Source organism: Rhizobium sp. BK399, from assembly GCF_014194695.1.
Classification (GTDB): Bacteria; Pseudomonadota; Alphaproteobacteria; order Rhizobiales; family Rhizobiaceae; genus Rhizobium.
On sequence record NZ_JACIAH010000014.1, the window covers coordinates 146,270 to 155,394 of the forward strand.

Annotated in this window: 1 protein-coding gene; it reads left to right on the plus strand. The window is 60.5% G+C overall.

What is annotated here, in order from left to right; genetic code table 11:
• Positions 1-79 precede the first annotated feature (79 nt).
• The coding region (locus FHT97_RS23990) for a peroxidase family protein (RefSeq protein WP_183864479.1) at positions 80-9,125 on the plus strand (9,046 nt) is incomplete at its 3' end.

A 9,125-nucleotide genomic window follows, 5' to 3' on the forward strand; every position in this document is an offset into this window, starting at 1 on the left:
CAGACAATAACACAAATTCTGGCCGGCTATACACGCTTGTCTGCCGGGTGGGAATTTTGCGCTCTAAGGGGAGAGGGAAATGACCGCATTTACACTGAATCTGCAGGACATGATCTTCATTCTGCGTCAGATCAAGATTGCCGAAGCACATGCTGCCGGAACGGCTCTGACCGAAATCTATGTCGATGCCGAGGGCAATGTCGTTCCCGCGGGGACACCGGGCGCCTTGCTTGCGATTCCAGATCCTCATGTTCCGGCTGGTCTTCGGACGGTCGACGGGACCTACAACAACGTTGTGCCTGGCCGGGAGACCTGGGGTGCGGCCGACCAGTCGATGCCGAGGCTGCTGGACGGCAGCTTCGTCAACGACGCCGATGGCGACACAATGCCATTTGGTCCTCCGGGATCGCCGGCTGTCACCAACAACGACTATGGCGTTGTCGGTTCGCCGAGCCTGCCTTCGGTCAACGGCGGACATACAGGCAACGTCGCTGACGCCGATCCTCGCATTATTTCCAATCTCGTCGTTGACATGAGCATCAACAATCCGGCGGCGATTTTTGCGGCGCTGACATATGCAGGCTCAGAGGATCCGCAAGCGGATCTCGAGCGGTTGCTTGCCGCACGGGTCACGCAGGCAGAGGCAGATGCCGCGCTTGCGACGGCGCAGACGGCAGTTGCGACTGCGGAGGCGGCGGTCAATGCTGCGGTCGCAGCTTATGTGCCGGGGGATCCGCTATTACTGGACGCGATCCAGACTGCGGCTGAAGCGCTCACGGTGGCCGAAGAAACACACGCTCATGCGACAGCTGTTGCTGCCAATCCCAGCGCGGCTTTCGTTGCGTTCGCCGAAGAACTCGGCCTGACGGTCAATGATCAAGGTACCCTCGTTATCCCCAACATTGCCCCGGATGAAGGCCTGTCTGCTCCCTTCAATGCCTGGATGACGTTCTTCGGGCAGTTCTTCGACCACGGCCTCGATCTCATCTCGAAAGGCAACAACGGCACCGTCTTCATTCCGCTGCAACCCGACGATCCGCTCTACGTGCCGGGAGGCAGTACAAATTTCATGGTCCTGACGCGCGCAGCACCCACGCCGGACGGGTCGCAGACCAATACGACGACATCCTTTGTCGACCAGAACCAGACCTATACGTCACACGCCTCCCACCAGGTCTTCCTGCGTGAATATGTCATGAGGCCCAACGACGAGCTGGTCGATGTGCCGGTGGCCACCGGAAAGCTGCTGGACGGTGCGGCAAACGGACTTCCGACCTGGAAGGACATCAAGGATCAGGCGCGTGAGCTGCTCGGAATCGAGCTGAGCGATCGTGACGTCATCAACCTTCCGCTGCTACGCACCGACGCCTACGGCGAGTTCATTCGCGGCGACAACGGCTTGCCCCTGATCATAACCGGCATCGGGGCCGACAATATTCCGAATACCGAAGACGACAGCGTTGTTGAGGGCAATCTCGCCACGCCTGTGAACACGTTCAGTGTCGGTGCCCTTCGCACCGGCCATGCCTTCCTTGATGACATCGCCCACCAGGCCAACCCGTTCGACAGCCAGACCGGCCAGTTCAAGGCTGCGGATGCTGATGACGGTATCGGCACGCCACCGCCGGTCCTTGACGGCTTCGATGCGGTCGTCCTTACGGATGGTACGCCTGGCGTCAATGTCGATGCCGCGCTCGGCAACTGGACCGAAACACCTCCTCCCGGCTGGGACATCACAGGAGGCTTCGGTGGCGTCTATGACCCGACGGCCACTGTTATCGCCGAAACCGGACACGGGGGCGGCAATGTCGTGTTCCTCGATTCCGCAGCTGTCCTGACGCATGACACGGGTGTCCTTTTGCAGGGCGGTCGGACCTATTCACTGACGCTCAATGTCGGCGACCGGACCGACCAGACATTCGGTGGAGGCACGGTTCAGCTCGTTGCCGCAGGTGGCGCGATCCTGTCGAGCCTTGTGCTGCCGATCCCTGGAGAGGGCGGCTGGCTGCCGGTAACCCTGAGTTCAGGTGTTGTTCCGGCCGGTGCTGCCGGCCAGGAGCTTCGAATTGTCGTGACCCATGGTGGTGGGACGGGCCAGCAGATCCTCATCGACGATGTCAGGCTTACCTCGAACATCGCGCAATACGACGACGAGCTCCTTGATCGTCATTTCATTACGGGCGATGGCCGCGGCAACGAGAACATCGGTCTGACCGCTGTCCACCATATCTTCCACTCGGAACACAATCGCCAGATCGACTCGCAGAAGCTGACCATTCTGAACAGTGGCGACCTTGACTTCATCAACGAATGGCTGGTTGGCGAGGGCATCACCGGTCTGCCAGCCGGCTTTGCCTCCATGACGGCACTGCAGCAACTCGCCGTTGCCGATACGCTCGATTGGGACGGTGAACGCCTGTTCCAGGGTGCGCGGTTTGCAACGGAGATGCAATATCAGCATCTGGTCTTCGAGGAGTTTGCCCGCAAGATTCAGCCGGCGATCGACCCATTTGTCTTCAACAACATTACCGACATCAATCCGTCGATCTTCTCGGAGTTCGCCAACACCGTCTACCGCTTCGGTCATTCGATGCTGACGGAGAACATGCCGCGCGTCTTCATCGACGCGAATGGTGCTGTGACAAGCACCGACAACATGGGGCTGATCACGGCCTTCCTCAATCCGGTCGCCTTCGACAATGATGGTACGGTGACAGCGGATCAGGCCGCCGGCGCCATCGTTCGCGGCATGACCATCGAGCGCGGCAACGAGATCGACGAATTCATTACCGGCGCGCTTCGAAACAGCTTGCTCGGCCTGCCGCTCGACCTCGCATCCATCAACATCGCGAGAGGTCGGGATACCGGTATTCCGACACTGAACGACGCGCGCACACAGCTCTATGCGGCAACCGGCTCGAGCTTCCTGACGCCCTATGACAGCTGGACCGATTTCGCGGCCAATCTGAAGAATCCGATCTCTGTCGTGAACTTCATCGCCGCCTACGGCACCCACACTTCGATCACCGGGCAAACGACCGTGGCAGGCAAGCGGGATGCAGCCTGGGCCCTGGTGTTCGGTGACGACAGCCTGACGGGCGCAGCTGCTGACGCGTTCAACGCGGACAGGTTGGCCTTCCTGAACAGCACCGGCACATGGACTGCGGCCAACAGCGGCCTCAATGCGATCGACCTCTGGATTGGCGGGCTTGCAGAAAAGAAGATGCCTTTTGGCGGCTTCCTCGGCTCGACGTTCAATGCGATCTTCGAAGCCCAACTTGAGAACCTGCAGGATGGCGATCGCCTTTACTATCTGACCCGCACACAGGGGCAGAACTTCCTGAACATGCTGGAACAGAACTCGTTCGCCAAGATGATCATGGCGAACACCGATATCGCACAGCCCGGCCCGGACGGTATCCGGGGCACCGCAGACGACATCGTCAACCGCCACATGGGCGTGGATTCGTTCGGCAACTATGACTTCGTCCTCGAAGTCAACGCTGCCAACCAGGCCGACTACAACGGTACTGCGGCAGGCGTTGATCCGCTGGGAACCGACGCAGCGCTTGAAGCCATGGGCCTCGGCAAGGTTGCGCGTGACGACCCCGGTACACCGGGTGTGGACGTGAACTATCTACGCTTTACCGGCGGCGAGCACATCGTTGCCGGCGGCACGAGTGGCAACGATACGATCATCACGGATTTCGGCGATGACGGAATCTGGGGCGATGCCGGCGATGACCGGATCGAATCGGGTGCCGGCGTCGATCTCGTCAACGGCGGCGCGGGCGACGACATTCTCACCGACAGTGGGGATAGCGGCGACTTCATCAAGGGTGACGAGGGCAACGACGTTATCGCCAACTCAAACGGTCTCGACATTCTGATGGGTGGGATCGGCAAGGACGCGATCTTTGTCGGTGTCGATGACACGGAGGTCTTCGGCGGCGAAGGCGATGACTTTATCGTCGGCGGCGAAGGTGTCGATCTGCTGATGGGTAATGAAGGGGATGACTGGATCGAAGGCGGTGGCGGTTTCGACACCACGGCGGGTGACAATTCGGAGCTGTTCTTCAACAGTGTCATCAAGGGCCATGACGTGATGTTCGCCGGCAACGAAGAGAACGACTTCGACGGCGAGTCCGGTGACGACATCATGGTGCAGGGCGAAAGCGTCATGCGCAATGAAGGCATGTTCGGTTTCGACTGGGCAATCTTCAAGGGCGTCGCACGCGATGCGCACGCCGACATGAACATTCCGATCTTCACCACCGAACAGGAAGACATTCTTCGCAACCGGTTCGACAAGGTTGAGGCTCTCTCAGGATGGGATCACAACGACACGCTCATTGGTGATGAGCGCACCTTTGGCGAAATTGCGCCCGGAGACACGGTCGCAACGACGGAGAATATCTTCTTCAATGACGGTCTCGATGCCGAAGGGCTTGCCCGCATCGCCGGGCTCAATCAGATCGTCGATCTCGATGCCTCGGGTTTTTACCAGAGCGGCAACGTCCTGCTTGGTGGCGGCGGCCACGACCTGCTGCAAGGCAATGGCGGCGACGACATCATCGACGGCGACCGGTGGCTCAACGTCCGGATCCGGATAACATCCGGCTCGGAAAATTCAGCTGCCAATCAGATCGCAACAGTCGACAGCATGCGGCACGTGTTCACCGCAGCCGAAGCCCCCGCGCCGTCCTGGATCGGAAGATCGCTTTTCGAGCTTCTGGTCGACCGCACTGTCCGACCGGATCAGATGCACATCGTGCGTGAAGTCCTCACAGCCGACGGTGACGGTGACATCGACACGGCGGTCTTCCGCGGCAGTCGCAGTGAATACGAGATCGAAGGCATTGATTTCGACGATGACGGCGACGAACAGACGATCGTTAGGCACCTGGTCAATACGGCAGTCGGCGGCGTTGCGGTCAACGATGGCGTCGACAAGGTCAGCAACATCGAGCGCCTGCAATTCGCCGATCAGACGGTGGAGCTCGTCGAGGTCGATGACGCAGCACCGGTCGGCAATCCGGTGGTAGAAGGCTTCGCGCAGATCGGTCAGCTGCTCAAGGTGCAGATGGCCTCCGACGGCTCGCTCGCGGGCGTAACGGATGCGGACAATCCGAATGGCGGAAAGATCTTCCCGCCGCTGATCATCGAATGGCAGATCGAAACGGATCCCGGCGTCTTCGTCGATACCGGCTTCCGTGGTCCGTCGTTTACGCCGGCAACGGACGGCGAATTCGAAGTCGGCGCAGATGTCCGCGTTCGCGCCATCGTCCGCTATACCGACGCCAACGGCATTCCCTATGCTGTCGCTTCGCTGCCGACAGATCCGCTCGTTCCCGCAACGAACCTCGTTGCAACGGAAGGTGACGACGTCCTTGTCGGAACGCCCGGTGATGACACCATCGATGGCCTTGGTGGTAATGACATCATCTTCGGACTTGCCGGCGATGACGACCTGACAGGCGGAACCGGCGACGACGAAATCTTCGGCGGGCTTGGTGACGATACGCTCGCAGGCGGTGACGGCAACGACATTCTCGATGGCGGCGACGGCGACGATACCGCTGTCTTCGCCGGCAACCTGGCCGACTTCGTCTTCGAGATCAATGCCGAAGGCCAGCTGGAGGTGGTTGGCACGAATGAGGAAGATGCCGTCATAAGCATCGAGAACTTTCAGTTCAACGATGGGACGGTGACGCTCGCCGAAGTGCAGGCGGGCTTGCCGGATGTCATCCCGACAGACGGCCCCGACACCATCACCGGGACCGAAGGCGCCGACGCCATCGATGCGCTTGGCGGCAATGACACGATCAACGCGCTTGGTGGCGACGATGACCTCGTCGGCGGTCTCGGAAATGACGTGATCAATGCTGGCGCCGGCGACGACACGATTGCCTGGGAGGTCGGCGATGGACGCGATATCATCGACGGCGGAGTCGGCACGGATCGTTTGCGCATACGCGGTGACAACAATGACGAGACGTTCTTCGTCGAGGATGTAGCCGACTATCTGGCAAGGACCGGTCTTCTGGCAGACCCGCTCCAGGCGACGACCGAAATCGTCGTCTCCCGCAGCGTCGGTGCCGGGGCGTCGATCGTGGTGGCAGAGCTGGCCGGTATGGATGAGATCGATATCAACGGCGGCGGCGGCAACGACACCTTTGTCGTTTCGGGCGATTTCGCAGGCACGGATCTCGATCCGAGCACAATCACCATCGACGGCACAAGCGGCGATGACACCGTCGACATCACCGGCCTCGACTCGCAGCACCGTATCGTCTTCCGCTCCAATGGCGGCGACGACACCATCGTCGGCACGCTGCGCCCACAGGATGTCGTCGAACTGGCCCCGGGATCCGTGATCACGGGCTACACGCTCAGCGACAATACAAACGGCACACGGACGCTCTCGAACGGCACGCATTCGATCACCTTTACGGGTGTCGTTCCGCCGCAGTTCGTACCTCAAGACGACGACCCGAATTCGGGACCGTTCGCCTATACCGCAGCTGACCTCGCCGGCCTCAAGAACCTCGTGAACGGTCTTGCTGCCTTCGAGGATGACGACGATACGGAAGGCTTCGGTGGCGTGCGCAGCCTGTCCGGCCACGGCAATAACGAGCAGCATGCCGACTGGGGTGCCGCCGACGAGCCGTTCATCCGGATTACCAATGCGCACTATGGCGAATACGACGCCGGATCAGGCAACAACCAGATCAACCCGATTTTCGAAGGGCTCAATCCACGCAACATCAGCAACGTGCTCGGCGCCCAAGAAGCCAACCTCGCGAAGAACGCGTCCAACGCCAACATCTTCTTCATGGCGTTCGGTCAGTACTTCGACCATGGGCTCGACTTCCTGCCGAAGGGTGGCAACGGAACGATCCAGATCGGCGCACCCGGCAGCGGTGCACCCGGTTCGGGCAATCCCGCGGATCTGACGCGCGGTACCGTCCACGACATCGACGAGAATGGCGTGTCGCAGCATCTCAACAAGACCTCGCCTTTCGTCGACCAGAACCAGTCATACGGTTCGCATGAACTGGTCGGTCAGTTCCTCCGCGAAAGCGATGGAAACCAGGGCTTCGGTTCGCACCTGCTTCAGGGTGCGGTGGATCCGTCCAATACGGAGTTCCGGTTACTGCCGACGCTGCGTGAACTGATCACGCATCACTGGCAGGCCAACACGATCTTCCGTGATGCCGAGTTGCCAGGCGGACAGATCAGCTTCCGTGATTACTACGCCGGTCTGGTCGATGCGACCGGTCATATCAATGAAACGATGCTGCCTCAGATGACCTCCAACTTCATGGGCAGTGGCCATGCGCTGCTTCTCGACGCCAACCCGTTCATCAGCGCACTCGATCACTATGTCGTCGGCGATGGACGCGGCAACGAGAACTTTGCGCTGACCTCGATCCACACGATCTGGGCACGCAATCACAACTACCACGTGGAACTTCTGGAGCAGTCCGGCTTCCAGGGAACGGCCGAGGAGCTGTTCCAGGCCGCCAAGATGGTGAATGAAGCGGAATACCAGCGCGTTGTGTTCACCGAGTTCGCCGACATGTTGATTGGCGGCATCAGGGGCGATGGCGATCATGGCTTCGAGGAATACAACCCCAATGCAACGGCCGCGATCTCCCATGAGTTTGCCGCAGCGGTCTATCGCGTTGGCCATTCTCTGATTGGCCAGACGATGACAGTGATCGGGCCGGATGGCGAGCCGAGGCAGGTGGCGCTCTACGACGCCTTCCTCAATCCGAGCAATGATCCCGGTGTCTTCAAGGGTCCGTTACCTCCCGGCTATGTGCCGCAACCCGGATACGGGCAGCTCGGGGTCAATTCGATCCTTGGCGGTATCGTCACCCAGAGTGCGGAGGAAGTGGACTTCAACATCGTCGATGCGGTGCGCAACGATCTCGTCCGCATCAATGCCGACCTGTTCTCCTTCAACGTTGCCCGCGCCTGGGATGTCGGGCTCGGTACGCTGAACCAGGTGCGCATGGATCTGGCTGCATCAACCGATCCCTATGTCAGGGAGGCTCTCGGCTATGCCGGCAACCTCTCGGCCTATACCTCCTGGGAGGACTTCCAGGCTCGCAACGGCCTGTCGGACATAGTGATCAACCAATTCCGTCAGGCCTATCCGGACCTCGTGCTGCAGGCCGGGGACATAGCAAGCTTCCAGGCGATCAACCCTGACATTCAGGTTGCGATCCAGGCCGATGGTACAGGCCTTGTCAAGGGCATCGACCGTGTCGACCTCTGGGTCGGCGGCCTTGCCGAGAAGCACATCAATGGCGGCATGGTGGGTCAGACCTTCTGGGTCGTGCTGCAGGAGCAGTTTGACCGCCTGCAGGAGGCCGACCGTTTCTACTACCTCAACCGCTTCGACAACTTCGACTTCTATGAGGACTTCATCGACGGGCAGGAGTTCGCCGACATCGTGGCGCGCAACACCGGACTAACGAGCCTCTCCGAAAGCATCTTCGAAACCGAGCCGCTTGACGATGACGATGACGATCAGGGCGGCGACGACGACGATGGTGATCATGATGATGATGATGACAACAGCGGCCCTGGAGGTGGCGACGACAACGATGATGACGACGATGACGATGATTCGCCATCAGGCGGCGATGATGATGACGGCACGTCTTCGGGAGGTGATGACGACGACGATGACTCCTCGTCGGGCGGGGACGACGGTGACGGCGGCACGGATCCGCTTCCTGTCGCGGCACGGACGTTGATCGGGACTGTTGCTGGGGATGTTCTGATTGGCGCGGCTGGTGCCGATACGATCCTTGCCGGTGGTGGTGGGGATATCGTTGCCGGCGATGCGGGCAATGACATCCTGCGCGGCGAGGACGGCGACGACGTGGTGACGGCCGGCGACGGCAATGACAGCGTCACTGGTGGAGCCGGCGACGACGAGCTGCATGGCGGGGCCGGCGACGACATGCTGTTCGGCAATGCCGGCAAGGACATGATCCATGGCGAAGCGGGCTTCGACTTCATCGAGGGCGGGGCCGGCGAGGATCAGGTCTGGGCTGGTGACGGCGACGACACGGTGATCGCCTCTGCCGGTGACGGCGACGACCAGT